This is a genomic window from bacterium endosymbiont of Bathymodiolus sp. 5 South, from assembly GCF_900128535.1.
Lineage (GTDB): Bacteria > Pseudomonadota > Gammaproteobacteria > PS1 > Pseudothioglobaceae > Thiodubiliella.
The window spans coordinates 1-1,683 of record NZ_FQTR01000266.1; the positions used below are offsets into that span (position 1 = coordinate 1).

The 1,683-nt window shown below is 37.8% G+C and carries 1 protein-coding gene; it reads right to left on the reverse strand.

The genetic code is table 11. The features are described from left to right. Window positions 1-1,166 (reverse strand): integrin alpha (locus tag BBROOKSOX_RS10690; RefSeq protein WP_180324011.1); only part of this gene is annotated, 1,166 nt, incomplete at its 3' end. Window positions 1,167-1,683: the final 517 nt, after the last annotated feature.

Consider the following 1,683-nt stretch of genomic DNA (forward strand, 5'->3'; position numbering starts at 1 on the left):
TCATCCGCTGACTCGCCAATGATAACAAAGCCACCAATACCAGAAGAAATATCTGATAACTCAACGAGAGCGGTATCTTTTTTACCGAATACAACATACGATTTCCCTACATTATATTTTTTGATTGCGTATATACTACCACCTGTATCAGCAGTGTAAGCACCCACAATCAAATCATCTAAGCCATCGCCATTAACATCACCTGCGCTGGAGACTGACCAACCACTCTTATCATACGCTAACTCGCCATTGATAACAAAGCCACCTGTGCCAGCGACAATATCTGATAATTCAATGGCATTGGTGTTGTCTTTTTTTCCAAATACGACATATGATTTACCTGCGTTTAATTTATTACTTGGATCGGCTGCACGAGCACCCACAATTAAATCATCTAAGCCATCGCCATTAACATCACCTGCGCTGGAGACTGAATGACCCGCTGGCATGCCGCGGCCCATGACATAAAGGTCGTCACTCACACTCACTGACTCGCCATTGATAACAAAGCCACCTATGCCAGCGGCAATGTCTGATAAATTAATAGCAGTGTTATCTTTTTTGCCGAACACAACATACGATTTACCTGGCTTAAATCTATTGTCTTGATCGCCAGAATATATAGCACTAATAATTAAATCATCTAAACCATCGCCGTTGACATCACCTGCACTAGAGACTAAGCAACCACTAAAATTACGCCCTGATTCATCATTGATAATGAAACCACCTTTGCCAGCAGTAATGGCTGATAACTCAATGGGATCGTTGTCTTGTTTGCCGAACACAACATACGATTTACCTGTCTTGGCAGTATTAGTACCCACAATTAAATCATCTAATCCATCGCCATTAACATCACCTGCATTGGAGACTGAGTAGCCACTTTGATTACCTGCTGACTCGCCATTGATAACAAAGCCGCCTATGCCATAGGCAATGTCTGATAAATCAATAGTATTGGTGTTGTCTTGTTTGCCGAACACAACATACGATTTGCCTGCGCTATATTCTTTGCCTACTTTAGCATTTTTAGCACCCACAATTAAATCATCTAATCCATCGCCATTGACATCACCTGCACTAGAGACTGACCAACCACTCTCATCACCTGCTGACTCGCTAATGATAACAAAGCCACGCTGTGTCCCTTTTTTTAGTTGCATAATTTTTTCTATTTGTTGCTATATTTGTTAGTATATTACCATAAACCTCTGTCAACTTTTTAAAACTTCTTGCCCAAATCCAAAAATAGAACCATCCAAACCCCAAACCCACAATCAAAACCAAAAAACAACAAAAAAGCACCATATTTATGATAAAATACTATAAATATCAACAACTTAAAAAACAATGATCACTCAAACAGAAATCATTGACCTAGAAGACTTAGTTCCAGCCAACCACATCTATCGTAAATTCACCAAACTTATTGATTTAGACAAAATAACCAATAGAGACTTTTGTATAACTCATAATATTAAAACTATAAAACCCCAACAAATTAAGACAACAATTTAAATTTTCTTATTTCGAACAAGTCAAACTAAACAAAAAAATCGGAGTAAAAAAAAATGAGTAAAAAACGAACCAAATATACCTCAACATTTAAGACAAAATTAGTACTTGAGTTATTACAAAATAAAAGCACCCTAGTGCAGATTGCTAGCAAGCATAACATCC